The sequence below is a fragment of the Providencia sp. PROV150 genome (genome assembly GCF_028481025.1).
GTDB classification, from domain to species: domain Bacteria; phylum Pseudomonadota; class Gammaproteobacteria; order Enterobacterales; family Enterobacteriaceae; genus Providencia; species Providencia hangzhouensis.
On record NZ_JAMPPJ010000030.1, the window covers coordinates 55569 to 74027 of the forward strand.

The following is an 18459-nucleotide window of genomic DNA, read 5'->3' on the forward strand; positions in this document are numbered from 1 at the left end:
ACTAAGACAGATTACTACCGCATTTATCGTAAAGTTATTTTATTTGAATAACTGAATAATGGTTTCAATATCGATAATAATATCTTAAAGAGCGTTACAGATAGCGCTCACTTTTTATTTAATAAATTGATTTTAAAAAGCTTTGGAATAACTTTATGAATACTATACTAAAATATAGCTGTTTTATCGCCGCGGTTATATTACTTTCCGCTTGTGATGATATGGAGCTTTTAAGTGGTAAAGGTAAATTTTATTATAGTAACCCAAGCGCAAACACGATTAGGTTTAAGCTAGATGGTAAAGATTATGATGTTTTACCAGAAGATAAAGGTGTTGTTTTACTTTCTAGCGGGTTACACCAGTTAGAAAGCGATGAGGGTAACGTGACGGATTTTTTTGTCTTTGAAAATAACTCTGGCGGTATTATTAACCCAAATCATTTTGTTTATTACACATTGTCTGAAGTTTATGCCGTTGATGGCAAAGAAGAGAGGTTTAAACCTGCGAGTTACCCCATTACGATTAATGGGCACGAGCTTGAACTGCCAGTTCGCAGTTCTAATGCAACGCTTATTGATGGAAATATATTTAGGTGTAGCTACCCGGTTGGTGAAAATTTTCCAGATTCAATCACACTTTATGATGATAAGTTAGATGGAAATATTAAATCCAAGTGCTTTGATAAACATGAATTAATTGCCTATTTAGATAATGAATACGGACAAAATTTATTACCGGATCCTGCTAATCATGAAGCTGCGGATTCTATCAATGTGGTATTTATGTATGGAGTCCCAACTGTTACTTTTGATAATGAGGATGTACAGGCAAAGGCCGAAAAATTAATTCAGTTAGTTACGCGGTTAAAAAGTACCGATGATGTGAATATCCATGAAGAATTAAACCAAGAATTTCATCAGGCTATCACAGAATTAGTCCAGGAGCAGGCTCGAAGTGCTTCATCAAATTCTGTTGCGGAAAATATTAAATATAATCATTTCATTCAAGAAATTAATGTAGTAAGAGAAAATGGTATTTGGTTAAAATAGTAATCATTTAAGTAGATTTACTCTTTACATATTTACTCAAAAAACTATTTCGAGTAATAATTTTTTTGAAATTAATTAAGAAAATGCTTATTAATTATACAGAGTAATCTTATTTGAAATAATTGGCGAAAAAGCGAGATTGGGGTAGTTATATTTTTATTAACCTCACCAAGGAACTCGGCGATGAATTTATCCATACAATCTGTTTTCACCGTCATATCAGCTGTATTTTTGTTTTTATTTTCTTCTGTCGCTAGCAGTACAACTATTATTGATACCAAAAAGGAACCCGATGTTTTAGATTTAGTATTCATTCTTGATAAAAGTGGCTCTATGTCAGGTTTCGAGACTGATACAATTGGTGGATATAATAGTGTATTAACTGAAAATAAAGGAAAAAAAGCAAAAACCTACATTACAACTATTTTATTTAATGACAAAACAAGTTTACTCCATAATAGAGAACCCATTGCAAAAGTTTCTAATCTAACACTTGATGATTATCCTGTTGGTGGCTATACCGCATTGTTAGACGCAATAGGAGAAGGCATTGAAAAAATGCAAGAAAATAGAAAGGTTACTAAAAATAATAATGTCCTTTTTGTAATAATTACAGATGGGCAAGAAAATAGTAGCCGTAAATATTCCCAGGCGAAAATTAAAGCTATGATTAAGTCTGCTGAAACAGAAGATAAATGGGATTTTATTTTCTTAGGAGCCAATATTGATGCCATTTCTGAAGCGGAAAATATTGGGATTAAAAGTTCAAATGCCACTGGTTATGTGCAAGATGGGACAGGTTACGATAAAGCTTATCGTGCTGTAAATAAAGCGGTGGAAGCTAAACAAATGTCTGCGCCAATATCAGAGGACTGGAAACAGGAAGTCGAAGCGGATGTGAAGGAACGTAAAAAATAATAATGTGTTCAATTAAAAAGAGATGATATCGCTTCGAATAAAGCCCTTACGGCAAATGTAATAAGGGCTTTCATTTTATAAATATAATTAGCTAGTTTGTTTTAAGGCTGTAAACATTTTTTCAGCAAGTGTGTCTTGTGCCGATTGGACTCCAGGTAATACAAAATAGTACCCTCCACCAAAAGGCTTGATATAACGTTCAAGTGGTTCACCATTGAGCCGTTTTTGAGTGTCAATAAAGCCTGTCTTTAAATTTTGTTGAAAAGAGACAAAAACTAAGCCCATATCGAGAGTTCCTGTTTCTGTTAACCCCAGTGAATAGCTATAACTTCTTCGCCTTAGTTTTGCGGTATAACGTTCAGGGTTACGAGGCTCTGCACGGCGCATATGGGAATCAAATAAAATACGGTCACCATGAGGATCTTTTTCAAACTCAGGATCATCATGCTCATTTTTCATGCCGATTGGTGCTCCTGAGTCTTTATGTCGGCCAAAATCATTTTCTTGATCTTCTAATGGTGTTCTATCCCAAAACTCTAAATTAAAACGAATGAGACGTACTGCTTGGTATGTCCCTCCGTCGCACCAAGACGGTTCTTGGCTGCCTTTTGTTATCCATATTAATTCGTTCATTAACGAATTGTCATCGGCAGGCGCATTTCCTGTTCCATCCTTAAAACCAAAAAGGTTGATAGGCGTTGAGTGGTTATCAATATCTCTTGCAGGTAAGAAACCATCTATTTTCCAGAGAGGAAAACTGTATGGCGAAATATGACGTAGGATGTCACGTAATGCATAGATAACGCTTTCTTGGCTATTCGCACATATTTGCAGAAGAAGATCACCACCACACCATTTTTGTTCTAGTCGATCGTTAGGAAAACTGGTCATTTCACTAAGATGTTTAGGCTTAATTTTATTTAAGCCGAACCGATTATCAAAAAGAGAATTTCCTAAAGCAACGGTGATAGTTAGTGAGTCGGGTTGTTGTTGTGTCCCAAGAATACCTGATTCTGCCGGAGGCATCTTATCGTTATTGATTGACGGCTCTATTTGGGGTTGAGTTAAGTGAGCAATACGCTGAGTCAGTAAAGTAAAAACAGTTTGTAATTGTTCGACAGAATTCGCTGTAGTATTAAATGCAATAAAAGTGGCATTTTTGGGTTCAGGCGTTAAAACACCGGCTTGGTGTAGCCCAAGATAATTGATTGCTTTGTTATAGGTGAGCTGGCAATTAGCAATTTTCCCTTGCGCTTTTAATGTTGGAGCCGCTAAAACTGCGCTACTAACTGCGAGCATTTTTAGGGCATTACGCCGAGACATTCCGTTGGTTTGCAATATACTACTAAGTTTAGCTTGCATAAATATATGCCTTAATATTTATAGTAAACATCGACATCAAGCTCAGCACGTAATTTGGCTAAGGTTTCAGCTTGCTGAGTGAGTAATGAATAAAGTGCCATTTTGTCTTTTAATTGTAATTGGCTATAGGGTTGATATGTGGTATTTGACAGTTGATATGTCTGCATTATTTGGTTAATCAGCTGTTCATTTTGCTGTATTTTATCCAGTGTTTCTGGCTTGATAAAAGGTTTAAGAACCCCAATTATTTTTTGTGCTCCCTTTAAATTAGCGGCAATATCAGTTAAATCAGACAAACTGTAGATATTTTCTTTACCCCCCAATTTCGTTTCTAAGATCATTTCAATAAAATCAGCCGAGGCTTGCACGAGCTTGGGTATTTCGATGGTTTCAGTTGCTACTCGTTTATGCAAATCACGCCCTTTGAGTAATAGCTCTTGGTTTGCCGCTAACGCAAGTTTGGCATCCTTTTGCATAAATAGCTGGTACTCAACAAGATGAAACCCCGTAAAGCGGTAATCTGTTTCTTTATCGAGGAAATAATCGGCTCTTGGGTTAATTGTCCTATCCGTATTACCAAATAAAATAATAATCGGGCGCACTGTTTCATAGTACTGGTGAGCTTGAATATATGCTGTTTGAGCTTGTTGCAGCTTCCCTTGCTGTAAATTCTGTTGCAACAATTCCAATTGTGTGACCATTTCTGCCAATTGATTAGTGGCAAAGGTTAAATAGGTTTGGATTGCATGTTGATATTTTTCTGGAGTGGGTATATCACCTTTAGCAATAATGATGTTGTCCCCTGTTTGCACAGGGGATCTTAGTGCTTTACTTTGAACCAAAGTAGGAATGGCAACACTGAGTATTAAGCTAAAAGACATCCATTTGATATTCCGCCTCAGTGAGCTAGACATTTTTTTTGCTCCGAGCAAACAATGGGATCACAATAGCCCAATAAAGGACAAAGGTAATGACGCTGAGCCAAATCGGTTGTGAACGGTAGGCAAAGAAAGAAGAGATAAAATTGCCAGCAATACCAGAATCATCGAGAAATGCAGTTGTATCCCAAGCGGGGTAAATTAAAAATTCAGGGATAGCGAAATCATATTCAATCAATAAGTTAGCACTTTCTTCTACACCTTTAAGTAAGAGAGATAATGCGAGGAATAATAAAATAACCCCAGTAACTTTAAAGAAGATAGACCACGAAATTAAGCGATTTGTTAGTAGGAAAACATAAAGTGTAAGACCTGCAATCGCAATTCCACCACCGACCTCGATAAAGAAAGTCGAGGCATTAGATGTGGTTAGCGACATAATAAAGCTAGATAGGAAGACGACGATTTCACTCCCTTCGCGGGCAATGGCAATAGCAATAATCAATGCGGCTCCCCACCAGTTATGGTGGGCGGCATTACGGCTTATTCCTGACTCAATTTCGGATTTCATTGAACTTCCATGTTTGTTCATCCAATACACCATTTGGACAATCAGGACACAGGCGAGTAACTCCATAAAAATCATAAATAGTGATTGCCCAGTGTCATTGAGGACATTGAATACACCATAAATGAGAAGAGCCAATAAGATTGAGGTTATAACCCCGATAGCGACACCAGCCCAAAGGTATTTCATACCATTATGTGCGTCAGGATGACGTTTAATCCACGCATAAATAATGCCAATGACAAGTAGCGCTTCAAAGCTTTCACGCCAAACAACAAACAGAACTTGTCCCATGCTAAATCCTTTTATTTCGCAATGATCTCGCCTTTGGGGTGAGAAAGGTGGAAGTCATCAAAAAAAGTGTACGTGCCAGGTTTCAGTGGTGCGATTACCACTACTGAGCTTGCACCCGGCGCTAAAACTTTTTCTTTTCTTAATTGAATGCTTTCAAACTCTGCGGGTTCAGTACCTGTGTTGGTAATTTTAATGCGGATAATCGTTTTTGCAGGAACTTCAAGAACTCGCGGGATGAGATCACCATTTTTCATTTCTAATTCGACAGTATATTTTTCTGCAGCAAATGAAGATAAGGGAACTATTGTACAAGTGATAACCAGTAAAAAACTCAGTAATGTTTTCATTTTGGCTTGGTTTATCCTTTAATAACGACAAACAAAAAAGGGCTTACGCAAGATAACTCCCTTGGTTAAGCCCTTAACTAATTTTAATAAAAAAATTAGTAACTACCTTTACGGCCAACACCTGCGTAGTCAAAGTCCCAAGAGACTTCGAACGGTTGGAACCAAGGGGCTACACCTGTTTCTTTATCAATATGTCGGCCAAAGGCAACTTCTTTATTGTGTGATGGCGGGTAAATTTTATAGGTGACGCGGTATTTACCATTGCCATCTAATTTTATGTTTTCCCCATAATGAGGGCCATCACTCGCCACCATAGGCATAAATGTGCCTGTTTGAGTTTGTGGTTTATCACCGAGTTTAGTAACTGAATACTCAATGGTCAGGTAAGGGATCCAATCGCCTTCTGCAAAGCCATTTGGGTTATCTTCAACAGCGTGAATATCTGCTTCTAAGTGGACATCTGCTTTATCTGCAGCTAAGTGAGACATCGCATGATGGCCTTCTTCGGTATCCATTGTAATGGGCTGTAAATAAACACCTTGGATTTCCATTCCGTTTTTGATCACAGGGTGACCGAGAGGGTACTCTTGAGCGAATGCTGAGATTGAAAACAACGCGAGACCTGAAACAGCAGCTTTATAGGCGAGTTTCATTATTTTTGTCCTTACCATAAGTGATATAGAGTAGTAATGATAATCATTACTATTAATAAAAAACAAGTGATAATTTCTGATAAGTTGACAACGCGTTGCTGAGAATGATTATTTTTATATAAAAATCTATGTGTTAGAAAAAGTTATTATTCTTCAAAAAATAACTTGCTAATAGTGTGCTCTATTAGGCAGTTTATTATTATCTACGTGATATATTTTGAATGTAGATATTCATGACAAATGAGTTTTTCATCAATTTTGTTGAAACTAAAGGTATAGCCATGCAACGACGTTATCTTGATTGTTCAGCTTCAGAAATCGTAAAATTCAATAAAAAGAATCTATTAGAATCAATTAAAGCCAGTGAAGGGCGAATATTGGTTTCTGAAACCATTGGTACAATTCAGCCTGTATTAATGACGGTAACGAATGCTGAATTAGCTGCAAGCCAAGGTGCCGATATCCTGTTGCTGAATGTTTTTGATGTTAATCAACCGATTATGCAAGGTCTGCCCGAAGGGACTGAACCCGAAGAAATCATTCGAACGCTTAAGCGTTTAACGGGGAGAGCAATAGGCGTTAATTTAGAGCCCGTACCTGAGGGATTTAATAATCCAACACAGGATGCGCAGTGGAAAATGTCAGAAGGGCGGTTAGCAACAGTAAAAAATGCCCTTAAATTAAAAGAAATGGGTGCTGACATTATTGTTTTAACGGGAAACCCTGGAAATGGAGTCACTAATCAGGAAATTAACCAGAGTCTTAAAGAGCTTAAAGCTGTTGTTGGCGAAGATATTGTGCTTATTACAGGGAAAATGCATGCCGCAGGGGTTTTGAATGCCTCGGCTGAGCAACTCATAACAGAAGATGATATTCGTACCTTTATTAACAGTGGCGCAGATATCATTTTGCTTCCGGCTCCAGGAACGGTTCCCGGGATCTCGTTAGAATTTGTGCAAAAAATGGTGGGTTATTGCCATTCCCAAGGTGTGATGACAATGACAGCGATTGGGACTTCTCAAGAAGGCGCAGATTTACAAACTATTCGGCAAATAGCATTAATGTGTAAAATGGCCGGGACAGATTTACATCATATTGGTGATTCAGGGTATAACGGAATTGCATTACCTGAGAATATTTTAAATTATAGTATTGTGATCCGAGGGGTTAGGCACACTTACTCACGTATTGCTCGTTCAATTAATCGCTGATTGGTATTCTTAGGTGGTTTTTACAAAATAATTTGTGAAAATCACCGACTAAAAGCAAGATTTGTTTCTATCTATTCTAGTTTTAAATTCATATTATTTTCGATAAAAATTTATACAATTCCCTCAATTCTTCAGGTAAAATTTTGCCCATTTTTCTAAAACAATATTTATAACACAATAAAAGAAGTGAGTTATGTCGCAAAATACTAATCCGGTACCAAAAATTGGTTTCGTTTCTCTCGGCTGCCCGAAAAACCTAGTTGATTCAGAACGTATTTTAACTGAATTACGCACTGATGGTTATCAAGTGGTTCCAAGCTATGATAATGCTGATTTAGTCATTGTGAATACTTGTGGATTTATCGACAGTGCAGTGCAGGAATCATTAGAAGCGATTGGGGAAGCACTGAATGAAAATGGTAAAGTGATTGTGACAGGATGCCTTGGTGCGAAAGAAAACCAAATTCGTGAAGTACATCCAAAAGTTTTAGAAATCACTGGCCCACATAGCTATGAGCAGGTACTTAACCATGTTCACCACTATGTTCCGAAGCCTGAACATGACCCTTTCTTGAGTTTAGTCCCTGAACAAGGGGTAAAACTGACACCAAAGCATTATGCGTATTTAAAAATTTCCGAAGGGTGTAATCATCGTTGTACTTTCTGCATTATTCCTTCAATGCGAGGGGACTTAGATAGCCGTCCAATCGGGGATGTGTTAAATGAAGCTAAGCGTCTGGTCGCTTCAGGAGTCAAAGAGTTACTGGTTATTTCCCAAGATACTTCTGCATATGGTGTTGATGTTAAAAATAAAACGGGTTTTTGGGATGGTCAGCCTGTAAAAACTAGCATGGTGGGGTTATGCGAACAACTTGCTTCAATGGGCGTATGGGTGCGTTTACATTATGTTTACCCTTATCCACATGTTGATGATGTTATCCCGTTGATGGCAGAAGGTAAAATTTTACCTTACTTAGATATTCCATTACAGCATGCAAGTCCGAAAATTTTAAAATTAATGAAACGCCCCGGTGCCGTTGAAAGAACACTTGAGCGGATTAAACGTTGGCGTGAAATTTGCCCTGAACTCACCTTACGTTCAACATTTATTGTTGGATTTCCCGGTGAGACAGAAGAAGATTTCCAAATGCTATTAGATTTCTTATTGGAAGCTAAGTTGGACCGAGTCGGCTGTTTTAAATATAGCCCTGTCGAGGGAGCGAAAGCGAATGAACTAGCAGATCAAGTTCCTGAGGAAATAAAAGAAGATCGTTATCATCGTTTTATGCAATTACAACAGCAAATTTCTACACAGCGATTACAAGATAAAATTGGTAAAGAAATTTTAGTCATTATTGATGAAGTTGATGATGAAGGTGCTATTGGTCGTAGTATGGCTGATGCACCAGAAATTGATGGTATGGTTTATCTCAATGGTGAATTTGAGGTTAGCGTTGGGGATATAGTGAAAGTATTAGTTGAGCATGCAGATGAATATGATCTGTGGGGAAATATTGTTACTGCTTAATTTAATAAAAGCGTTCTAGAAGTGTATATGGCTAACTTAGATAGATTCAGTTAGCCATTTTCTTTTTTACCACATTGATTTACTACTTTTAATTATAAAAAATTGATGTTGATCAATGGTTGTAAACCTATCAATTAATAACTTGATCTAGAATATAATAATTAAATGGCAAATTGACATAATCAGATAACTCTTATCGAAGAATAAGGATAACTATGTCAACTCATTTAATATTTCCAACTACAACACCTGTAAAAGAAAGTATTTATAATTCAGGTAATTATGAATATATCGTAGAGCTTGCTCATACAACCATTGAGAGCGGATTAGCCTCATTACATGATAATAATATTCGCAGTTCTCTACTGAGCACTGATGGGAAAACGCTGTGGCTCAGTCATGAGCTTGATGGTAATTTTGAGATAGCAAATTTACTATCTGATAATTTAACTTATGGGGCACAGCTTAGGTTGTATGCAGAGCCAATTGAATTACATGGAATTTTTTATTACTTAGCACCAGTGTATTCACATACTGGTGAGCCTGTACTCGTTGTTGTTTTATCTACAACTAAGAATAGTTGCAATATTTTGTTTGCACTTACGCAATCCTTAGCAAGGGAAGTGAGTGAAAAATTGAAATTTCACTATTACGAACAAGGTATTTTTAAGGTAGATAAGGACGAACAACGGTTCGCTAACTTAGATATTCATTCAGTTGAGAAAGCTTTGATTATTGAAGTTGCACAAGCTTGCAAAGGTAAAATTCAAAAAATGCATAAAGTCCTTGATATGGGACGGACAACATTATGGCGCAAGCTAAAGCAGTACGAAATTAACATTAAGGACTACAAATAGCTTTCCTATATGCTCTGAATGGTAAAAAATAGCGCTTTCGCGTGTTTTTTGAACAACTACAAAGCATAAAAACAGCGAAGCGCGAAATATTTACCAACATTTTGAACGATAGCCGATAGATAAATAAAGCGTAATCTATCTACTTGTATCGTTACTTGATGTATCGAGAAAAGAAAATGAAAACGATGCTTATTATGCTTGGATACGGTAAGGAGGTATGTCGTTTGTAGCCTTATTTTTTTAGTTTTATGAGAGAGAAAGTTCGTTGATAAAGGTTATTGTTTTACTAAAAAAGTAGTGAGATATGGGGAGGGTAAATAATACTTTAATAACTAAAAAAAATGTAATTTTATTTTGTGATTATTAGTGGTTATTATTACCATCTGAATTATTAATTTACTTAGGTTTTTAATCCATAACAGAGTGGTGTTGTTTTGATCACTTATAAAAATAAGTTATTATTTCAAAATTAACAGAATATTAATCTATATTTATCTAAATTATAGTACCTTTAGGTATTTTTCATATAGTTAATTTCTGATGGCTTAGAATCAAGCCATCAGAAATAATAACGCTATAAGAAGGTAAACATAGCATATAGATTAAATATATCTAGGATAGGTATTAATATATTCGTATTCTTGAATAAGTTGTGGTAGTGATTTTATTCCTAATTTTGTATAAATATTAGAGCGATGTACCTCTACAGTTCTTGGTGATAATGACAGTTTTTCTGCGGTTTCTTTACTGGTATTACCTTCTAATATCATATCCATAATTTCTCTTTCTCTAACCGAAAGACGATTAAATTTATCAGAGAGATGAGTATATTTTTTATGCTTCTCATGCATACTTAAAAATAATTCCATCGCGTTACTAATGGAATTTGATATTTCGATATCCTTGAAAGGAAAGGGAAAAAAATCAAAAGCTCCAGATTTAAAGCTTTCTCGACATAGACTGATAGAAGGCTCTTCGGCAAGCACAATGAATGGAACAATACCAAATGAATTATTTATATTGTTTAATCGATTAATACGATTTTCATCATTGTTTAAGAATAATAAAATACATTCCTTTACATTACCCTCATTAGGATAAGTATAATTACTCATAAACACTTCTTCGTTATTATAAAATCTAAAGATAAAACCAAAAGATTCCATCATTAATTTCAGTTTATTCTTAAAGACATTATCACTTTCTACGATTACGTGAATGGTGTTATTCATCACCATACTCCTGTTGAACTGATTTGATATTCATACTAATCTGATAAAATACGTAGATAAATAAAGTGAAATTTAAATTCCACAATAATATTTTCTACTGATCGTTGTTTTTTTTATTAATGTAATACTGACCTTAATTTATATTAAAAACATCATCTAGTTAAATTTAATATAAAAATAGAAACAATAGTTAAAGTTTGTGTCATTGGGTAATATTCGATTAATGACGTGTAACATTTTAGGTGATTTTACTTATTAAATGTGTTTTTATCATAAAGTGATAGACAGAAATATTGCTAAAGCTAATCAATAATATCTTAAATCATTAGTCATAAAAAGTCTTAGATGTACACTTATGTTGTTTTTTGAGGTGATAGCTCTTAACTTGTGAATTGACGAAGATTAAGTACTTTTTATATCTAACATGTTAAAATTAATACTTACCTAGTTTTGATGAGTGAATATACTTAATGGCTTCTTTAAAAGACGTAGCTCGACTTGCAAATGTTTCATTGATGACTGTATCAAGGGCAATTAATAGCCCTGAATTACTAAAGCCTGAAACCTTGAAACAAGTCCAACAAGCTATTGAGTCACTCAATTATGTCCCTGATTTTTCAGCGCGAAAGATCAGAGGGAAAAGCTCTAGGGTTTCGACAGTTGGTGTTTTGGCCCTCGATACAGCAACTACCCCTTTTTCTGTAGAAATCATTCTTTCAATAGAACAAACTGCGAGACAATTCGGCTGGAGTAGCTTTGTAGTTAATATTACATCTAGCGAAGATAGTGAAAGAGCTGTCCGACAATTATTATCTCAGCGGCCTGATGGTATTATTTATACTACGATGGGGCTTCGAGAAGTAGCGATTCCAGAAACATTACATAATAATCGTTTGGTTCTTGCTAATTGCATAGATAAAAATGGGCAGTTCCCTGCTTATGTGCCAGATGATTTTAATGGTCAATTTAATGCAGTAAAACGCTTAATAGAGAAAGGGTATCGAAATCCTCTTTGTCTTTATATTCCGCAAGAGACACTTGCTGGAAAAATGCGCCGTGAAGCAGTGGAGTCTGCGTGGGCAAGTGCTGACTTACCGCTAGCATCACTTCAGCAACACCATTTAGAGTTAGGCGATGAGCATTATTTAGATGTTATAGCTTTAATTAATAGTCATTTTAAGAATAAAAAACCGAATTTTGATGTCATTATTTGTGGAAATGACCGTATAGCATTTTTAGCTTACCAAGTACTACTTAGCCGTGGCTTACGTATTCCACAAGATATCGCAGTACTTGGCTATGATAATATGATAGGTGTCGGGGAACTATTTTATCCTCCATTAAGTACGGTTGTGTTACCGCACTATCAATTAGGCCAACAAGCCGCTTTACACATCATAGAAGAACGGCAGCAAAATAGTGTTGAATATGTTGCTTGCGACTTGTTAGAACGTAATTCTTTTTAACCTTGCAGAGAAAAGCAAATCTAGTAGCTTGCTATTCAATGGATTTTTTGATCTCCCAATAAATCGCTTTTTCGAGCTTTGCTTGCTGATTTATTGCAAATAATCTTAAGTCCCGCTCACTTTGATGGGGGTAGATTCGACAACTAAAGTTGAGTTCACCATCATTAATAAATACTTCCAAGCTAGAGTGATCGATAAAAGCATTTATTTTAAGTTGATGACCTTCAGGTATTGGCGCACAACGACTATCACTAATTGTATATTCAGGGTAATGACGCATTAAGGTTAATTGCTGACTTTGGTTATCAATGTAAAACTGTACGCCGTATCCTACCCAAAAGCCGAATTTTTCAGCAGGGCTTTGCTGTAAGTCCCAGATAAGTTCTATTTCACAACTTGTCGCATTCTCATTCAGTATGATTGTGCTGTTTTTAGCTAGTGTTGTTGCGGGAAAATGGCTTGCGGACTGACGTAATGTTTTCAATTCCTCTATAGGTTTAGCGATAATTTTACCTTGTTCATTCAGTGTTAGCTCTCTAGGTAAAGTAAAACATCCTGACCACCCATGTTTTTGTGTGGGCATATGGCTTTCCCACATATCCATCCAAGCGATAGCGATACGGCGGCCATCTTTAGCTAAAAAGGTTTGAGGTGCGTAAAAGTCTTGGCCGAAATCAAGTTCTGTAAATGCATGTGAAATTTTATAAGATGAATTAGGAGACCAATTACCAACCAAATAACCATTTTGAAATAGATTTCGATACTGATAATTTTTTGCCTTTTTTCCTTGAGGTGAAAAGAGGGCAACAAATTGTTCACCTAATGGAAAGAAATCAGGACATTCCCACATATAAACATTATCGTCGTCAGTTTTTGCCAGAACTTGGTAGTTTTGATCCCAATTTAATAAGTCTGTACTCTTAAATAAAAGTATTTGTCCTTGATCTTGGGAGTCTCTTGCGCCGACGACCATCCACCATTTTCCATCTTGTCGCCAAACTTTAGGATCTCGAAAGTGCATATAACCATCGGGTGCAGACAGCACAACACCTTTCTTTTCGAAATGAATACCATCTTCACTGATTGCAACACATTGTGATTGGATGATTTGACTATCATCACCTGGATTTGCTAACCAGATGTGGCCCGTGTAGAACAGATATAATTTATTATCGTAACTAATTGCAGATCCTGAGAAACAACCATCTCGGTCATAGTCTTCACTAGGTGCTAATGCAATTGCCTGATGTTCCCAATGTACCATATCTGTACTTGTTGCATGCCCCCAATGCATGGGGCCCCAAATCGCACTAAATGGATGATGTTGATAAAATGCATGGTATTGGCCTTGATGATAGATCAAACCATTAGGGTCATTCATCCAGCCTGCATAAGGGGCAAGGTGGTATTGTGGGTAAAACTGCAAGTCCATATTTTTCCTTGCTGTTTTGATGGCTTCGTTGGCTAGTTCAAGTTGTTTTTTCATTATGGCTTCCTGAATGTTTTTCGATCGCAATAACAAAATAAGCACATGAAATTCAATAATAGGTGCGTTTATTTGCTGGTTTCTTTATACTCAATGTTAACGTTAACAGTTTGCGTTTACTAGTTTTATTTTTATGAGCTGGTAATGTGCTAGCTATGAATAAGAATGAAGGTTAAAAATATAAAACTCGCAAAGGAGACATAATGAAAGTTTGGGCATTAGGGGATGCTGTCATTGATTTAATCCCCCTTCAAAACATGCAATATGAAGCTTGTGCTGGTGGAGCACCTGTGAATGTTGCCGCGGGTGTTGCACGCTTAGGGCAAAACAGTGGTTTTATTGGGCGAGTCGGCGAAGAAGCTTTTGGGCATTTTATGCAGAAAACCCTATTTGATATAGGGGTTGATACTAGTGCGATGGAGTTTGATGAAAAGTATAAAACAAGTACTGTTCTCGTCTCGTTACACGAAAATGGAGAACGTGAATTTTCTTTTTTAGTTTCTCCTTCGGCCGACCAATTTTTAACGATAAATAATTTACCGCAATTTGGTAATGATATTTTGCATTTTTGCTCATTAGCTCTGGTGCACCATCAATGCAGAGCATCACTATCGACAGCTATCGAACAACTCAAGCTCGCTGGCGGGTTACTGAGCTTTGATATTAACATTCGTCCGCAAATGTGGTCAGATCCCGACAAAATGCACCAAATTGTTGATAATTTTGCAAAACAAGCAGATATTTTAAAACTTTCGGATGATGAATTGCTGTGGTTAACGCAAGAAAGTCGTTTTGAGAATGCCATAGCTAAATTGCAAAATTACCCTGCTCAATTAAAAATTGTGACTCAAGGTGCTAAAGGTTGTCAGGTGTTCACCCCCTCAGTTCAAATAGCCGTAAGTGCTTATTTAGTTGAAAGTATTGATACTACTGGTGCAGGTGACGCATTTATGGCAGGGTTATTGGCGGCCATCTCACAATATGGGCTAGTCAACGAAAAAGAGGGATTGATGAAGGTCATCTCGCAAGCTACGGCTTGTGGTGCATTAGCGACAACTAAAAAAGGCGCTATCGCTGCGGCTCCGACACAACAGGAATTATTTGTATTTATGCAGCAGCAACCGCCATTACATCAACGCGATGTTTTTTGATGAGAATATATGTGTATTGAGCAACTAAAAGGTAGCGATATAGTTACCTTTTAGTTTAAGAATACTTGATATAATTCAAATTATATTATGGTGGTGGCAAGTTTTATTTTTTGCATTTTGGCGTATGATAAGTAGCTAATATTATTTAATCAGATTTTATTGTGGATAAATCATGTTGCTTCGCTCGGGAGTAGCTCTTGCTATTTTTTCCTATATCCTATGGGGAATAACACCATTATTTTATCGTTTACTTCCCGGTGCGGAACCTTTAGAGCTACTTGCAGAACGTCTTATCTGGTCTGTGCCTATACTTTTTCTTGTTCGCTTAATTATCAAAAATAAATCTTTATGGCGTGAGGTATGGTCTGACAAACAGTCGATAATCCTGTGTTTATTTAGTTCGTCGGTTATGGCGATATCTTGGACTACATTTACTTATGCATTAACCCACGGGCAGGTGTTAGCTGCTAGTCTTGGCTATTTTATTAACCCATTATTTTCTATTTTACTTGGTGTTTTGTTCCTTCGCGAACGGCTTGTTTTTGCAGAAAAAATGGCTGTTATTTTTATTTGTGCGGGGGTCGGTTACCAAATTTGGCAGTATGGTGAATTACCTATTTTAGCGTTAGTAATGGGGAGTGCTTTTGCAGTCTATGGGTTAATCCGTAAATTTATTCGATTTGATGTGATTACGTCTTTATTTCTAGAAGCACTTTGGCTGCTTCCCATTGCAATAGCGATCACTTGGTGGTTAGCATCTCATGGTCTAAGTGCCGTGACGCAAGGGGATTGGCAAATTAAAGTTCTTTATATGTTAGCGGCGCCTGTCACGATAATTCCTTTGCTTTTTTTTACCGCAGCGATTAAACGGACATCATTAACGGTGATTGGTTTAGCGCAATATATAGAACCAACAATTCAATTTTTATTGGCCGTATTTTTATTTAATGAGCTCTTTGATTGGGTCAAAGGTATTAGTTTTTCACTTATTTGGATTGGTTTAATGTTTTGTGTATTAGCTATTTTACGCAAACAGTATATTAAATTTTCTCACAAAGAACCCTTTATTACTGGGCGCGATAAAACACCATTAGATTAAATAATAATTATTATTATCAATCGATTATGAAATTTTTTTTTATAGTGTTTTTTCCTTGATAGTAAAAGCAAACGATTGCGTATATAATTGGTATCAACTTTTTGTCGGTAAGGTCATCAATCATGAATCAATTAGGTACTGCGCTGTGTAAATCTGCAACAAAAGTCATGCTGTTAGGTGCTGGAGAGTTAGGCAAAGAAGTTGCGATTGAATGTCAACGATTGGGCATCGAAGTTATTGCGGTTGATCGCTATGATAATGCGCCAGCGATGCATATTGCACACCGCAGTTATACGATAAACATGCTTGATGGCGAAGCGCTGAAACAAATAGTCTCACGGGAAAAACCTGATATTATCGTGCCTGAAATTGAAGCAATTGCGACACAGGTATTGATGGAGCTTGAACAGCAAGGACAAAAAGTGGTTCCGTCTGCGAAAGCCATTGTACTTACTATGGATAGAGAAGGGATCCGTCGTTTAGCGGCAGAAGAGTTGAAATTGCCAACATCAGAGTATCAATTTGTAGACAGTAACCCCGATTTTATTGCAGCGGCAGAAAAAATTGGGTTTCCCTGTATTGTTAAGCCTGTGATGAGTTCATCAGGAAAGGGACAAAGTGTGATCCGCTCTCGAGCAGAATTAGATCAGGCTTGGGATTATTCCCAGCAAGGTGGGCGAGCAGGGCAGGGGCGTGTAATTGTTGAAAAAATGGTTAATTTTGATTTTGAAATTACATTGTTAACAGTCAGTGCAGTGGATGGTATTCACTTTTGTGCGCCTATAGGTCACCGACAAGAAAAAGGGGATTACCGTGAGTCTTGGCAGCCGCAGTACATGAGTGAGGCTGCGTTGAAAAAAGCGCAAGACATTGCCAAGAAAATTGTAACCTCTCTAGGAGGTTATGGAATATTTGGTGTTGAATTATTCGTATGTGGTGACGATATCATTTTTAATGAGGTTTCGCCTCGTCCCCATGATACGGGGATGGTGACGCTTATTTCGCAGAGTTTATCTGAATTTGCATTACATGTTCGTGCATTTCTTGGTTTCCCAATTGGCGTGATCCGTCAATATGGGCCGAGTGCTTCAGCGGTTATTTTACCTAATTTACAAAGCCAAAATGTGGTTTTTTCAAATATTGGTGCTGCTTTGGGGTCTGACACCCAATTACGGTTATTTGGTAAACCTGAAATTGCAGGAACTCGTCGGTTAGGTGTGGCTTTGGCGATTGCGGATTCTATTGAAAATGCATTAGATATGGCTAAGAAAACCGCGAATACAGTGTGTGTTTCTGGTTGATCTTGATGAATTTTGCGCTCAATGACTCTAAGTGAGTGAGCGCTTGTATACTTTAATTTTAACTTTGAGATTATCTTCATATAAGACTTTATTTACCTTTATTCCTAGTTTCACTGAAATAGATATCCGCTATCTTTAATTAAGCGAGTATTTAATAGAGCAAAGTTGATGAGCTTAGCGTCTTATCACTTAGTAGGCATAAAAGTAGAATAAGGAAAGTTATGATGATTCATTATGTAGTTGGTTTAATGTCATTAGGATTAATATCTTTTTTATCAACAGCGCAAAATCTTGAACAACAATTCAGTTTATGGGTAGAGAACGAAAAAGATAAAATCGAGTGTTTTGAGCAACAATCTTCATTTAAGTATTGCTTAGGTAAATCATCGAATAAAGGCTTAGCTGTTTTTGACCAAAAAGGACAAGAGATTTATCAACTTTACTATTTTGATAATTGGCCTGATGAAGCGCAAGACGGGGTATATCGAATTCGCAAAGAAAATAAAATTGGTTTTGCAGACGCAATTACTGGGGAAATCGTGGTTGATGCAATTTATGATTGCGCGTATCCCTTTGAAGCAGGGAAAGCGAAAGTCGGTATCGGATGTGAAACGCAAACAGATGGTGAACACAGTTGGTGGGTTGGTGGTAAATGGACAACAATTACACGCCAATAGCACATAGATATTATAAAGCTTTAGATAACCTAACTTTGAGATTTCACGTTATTAGTGAAATTTGTTTACAATAAACTTCATTTTATTCATATGAGTTGCATTTTTTAACTTATTGAAAACAAATCAGAATCGTTATGTGGATCACATTTTTGACCTCATATTCCCTTCCTAAAAACCATTTAAAGTAAAAAACAAACCGCTTAATTCTATATGGCACCACTTAGCATAACTTTAGTCATTTGCTGAGTGTAATTTCATACCATATACACCATGGCAGAGCTCAATTTTTTAATTCAATACAGTTCAACCACTGCCAATTAAAAAACCATCAACGATAAATGATAAGCAACGAAAACACAGCGATATCGTTTTTTAAGATGGT

The 18459-nt window shown here is 36.6% G+C and carries 17 protein-coding genes; 10 read left to right on the forward strand and 7 right to left on the reverse strand.

What is annotated here, in order from left to right:
* The first annotated feature begins 155 nt into the window (after positions 1 to 155).
* Entirely contained in the window at positions 156 to 1049 is an 894-nt protein-coding gene (locus PSE83_RS18430) for a hypothetical protein (protein WP_112307189.1), read from the forward strand.
* A gap of 183 nt (positions 1050 to 1232) precedes the next feature.
* Positions 1233 to 1967: a vWA domain-containing protein gene (locus PSE83_RS18435; protein WP_050763767.1), complete on the forward strand. Its 735-nt coding sequence runs from the start codon at positions 1233 to 1235 to the stop codon at positions 1965 to 1967.
* Between the two features lie 87 nt (positions 1968 to 2054).
* On the opposite strand, the gene efeB is transcribed toward PSE83_RS18435, so the two are convergent.
* The 5 genes from efeB to PSE83_RS18460 all read right to left on the reverse strand — a co-directional run bounded on the left by efeB (position 2055) and on the right by PSE83_RS18460 (position 6069).
* On the reverse strand, positions 2055 to 3329 hold the full coding sequence (gene efeB, locus PSE83_RS18440; protein WP_004260629.1) for an iron uptake transporter deferrochelatase/peroxidase subunit: 1275 nt from the start codon (positions 3327 to 3329) through the stop codon (positions 2055 to 2057).
* Between the two features lie 11 nt (positions 3330 to 3340).
* On the reverse strand, positions 3341 to 4243 hold the full coding sequence (locus tag PSE83_RS18445; RefSeq protein ID WP_094960935.1) for an EfeM/EfeO family lipoprotein: 903 nt from the start codon (positions 4241 to 4243) through the stop codon (positions 3341 to 3343).
* A complete protein-coding gene (locus tag PSE83_RS18450) occupies positions 4236 to 5069 on the reverse strand; it encodes an FTR1 family iron permease (protein WP_272661019.1) in 834 nt (277 codons plus the stop codon). Before PSE83_RS18450 ends, PSE83_RS18445 begins: the two co-directional genes overlap by 8 nt.
* A gap of 11 nt (positions 5070 to 5080) precedes the next feature.
* Positions 5081 to 5416, reverse strand: coding sequence for a cupredoxin domain-containing protein (locus tag PSE83_RS18455; protein WP_004260622.1), 336 nt, complete (start codon positions 5414 to 5416; stop codon positions 5081 to 5083).
* A gap of 95 nt (positions 5417 to 5511) precedes the next feature.
* Positions 5512 to 6069: an iron transporter gene (locus tag PSE83_RS18460; protein WP_036958299.1), complete on the reverse strand. Its 558-nt coding sequence runs from the start codon at positions 6067 to 6069 to the stop codon at positions 5512 to 5514.
* A gap of 281 nt (positions 6070 to 6350) precedes the next feature.
* On the opposite strand from PSE83_RS18460, the gene PSE83_RS18465 reads away from it, so the two are divergent.
* From PSE83_RS18465 to PSE83_RS18475, 3 genes are all read left to right on the forward strand, one after another.
* Positions 6351 to 7280: a DUF7916 family protein gene (locus PSE83_RS18465; protein ID WP_164564738.1), complete on the forward strand. Its 930-nt coding sequence runs from the start codon at positions 6351 to 6353 to the stop codon at positions 7278 to 7280.
* Between the two features lie 193 nt (positions 7281 to 7473).
* Positions 7474 to 8808, forward strand: a complete 1335-nt coding sequence (gene rimO, locus PSE83_RS18470; RefSeq protein ID WP_004260618.1) for a 30S ribosomal protein S12 methylthiotransferase RimO — start codon at positions 7474 to 7476, stop codon at positions 8806 to 8808.
* A 215-nt stretch (positions 8809 to 9023) separates the two neighbouring features.
* A complete protein-coding gene (locus PSE83_RS18475; protein WP_004260616.1) occupies positions 9024 to 9665 on the forward strand; it encodes a helix-turn-helix domain-containing protein in 642 nt (213 codons plus the stop codon).
* Between the two features lie 602 nt (positions 9666 to 10267).
* Here the strand turns inward: PSE83_RS18475 and PSE83_RS18480 are convergent.
* Positions 10268 to 10897 (reverse strand): response regulator transcription factor, encoded by a 630-nt coding sequence (locus PSE83_RS18480; RefSeq protein ID WP_196725291.1) that lies wholly within the window; start codon positions 10895 to 10897, stop codon positions 10268 to 10270.
* 470 nt (positions 10898 to 11367) lie between these two features.
* On the opposite strand from PSE83_RS18480, the gene PSE83_RS18485 reads away from it, so the two are divergent.
* Positions 11368 to 12363: a LacI family DNA-binding transcriptional regulator gene (locus PSE83_RS18485; RefSeq protein WP_004260608.1), complete on the forward strand. Its 996-nt coding sequence runs from the start codon at positions 11368 to 11370 to the stop codon at positions 12361 to 12363.
* Between the two features lie 31 nt (positions 12364 to 12394).
* Here PSE83_RS18485 and PSE83_RS18490 read toward each other — a convergent pair whose 3' ends face one another.
* Entirely contained in the window at positions 12395 to 13849 is a 1455-nt protein-coding gene (locus PSE83_RS18490) for a glycoside hydrolase family 32 protein (protein WP_164565684.1), read from the reverse strand.
* Between the two features lie 203 nt (positions 13850 to 14052).
* On the opposite strand from PSE83_RS18490, the gene PSE83_RS18495 reads away from it, so the two are divergent.
* From PSE83_RS18495 to PSE83_RS18510, 4 genes are all read left to right on the forward strand, one after another.
* Positions 14053 to 15000, forward strand: coding sequence for an aminoimidazole riboside kinase (locus PSE83_RS18495; RefSeq protein ID WP_172766858.1), 948 nt, complete (start codon positions 14053 to 14055; stop codon positions 14998 to 15000).
* Positions 15001 to 15172: 172 nt separating this feature from the next.
* Positions 15173 to 16099, forward strand: coding sequence for an EamA family transporter RarD (gene rarD / locus PSE83_RS18500; protein ID WP_004260597.1), 927 nt, complete (start codon positions 15173 to 15175; stop codon positions 16097 to 16099).
* Between the two features lie 122 nt (positions 16100 to 16221).
* Positions 16222 to 17400 carry a formate-dependent phosphoribosylglycinamide formyltransferase gene (purT, locus tag PSE83_RS18505; protein WP_004260593.1) on the forward strand — a complete coding sequence of 393 codons (1179 nt, stop codon included), beginning with the start codon at positions 16222 to 16224 and terminating at the stop codon, positions 17398 to 17400.
* A gap of 221 nt (positions 17401 to 17621) precedes the next feature.
* Positions 17622 to 18077, forward strand: a complete 456-nt coding sequence (locus tag PSE83_RS18510) for a hypothetical protein (RefSeq protein WP_004260591.1) — start codon at positions 17622 to 17624, stop codon at positions 18075 to 18077.
* Positions 18078 to 18459 lie beyond the last annotated feature (382 nt).